The organism is Streptococcus sp. WM07 (assembly GCF_004570525.1).
GTDB lineage: Bacteria > Bacillota > Bacilli > Lactobacillales > Streptococcaceae > Streptococcus.
Genome location: NZ_SPPZ01000247.1, coordinates 1 through 397, shown reverse-complemented (window position 1 = coordinate 397; position 397 = coordinate 1). Strand labels below are relative to the sequence as shown.

The following is a 397-nucleotide window of genomic DNA, read 5'->3' as shown; positions in this document are numbered from 1 at the left end:
CTTTATGAATCAGCGTAATGCTGCTGTGGTGGCACAGTGGAAGTTGAAACAAATGTCTACACCGGTTTGGCAAGGCACTCTTACCACGGGTTTCTATGAAGCGCGAAAATGGAACCGTTACGACTTACTTAAACTGGAATGGCCAAGAAAATGGACAGGTACCATTCTAGTCAGAATCATGAAAATCAACTTGGGTACTGGAACGGATGTATCGATTGATTTTGTAGAGGTCGTGCCTTATTCAAGTGATCTGTCTTCAAGCATTGTGATTGATACCCCTGTAGACATGACACCCAAACCTCCACAACCTGCGTTGTTTAAATCATTTGAGTTGTCGTATTTAGAGGCCGTTCAATTGAATGGGCAGAAAGCTGTGGATGAAGCTTTAGCTTATAAC

1 protein-coding gene is annotated in these 397 nt (G+C 42.8%); it reads left to right on the top strand.

All coding sequences use genetic code 11. From position 1 onward, the window contains the following. A partial coding sequence (locus E4T71_RS09990; protein WP_209304504.1) for a hypothetical protein occupies positions 1-397 on the top strand: 397 nt, incomplete at both ends.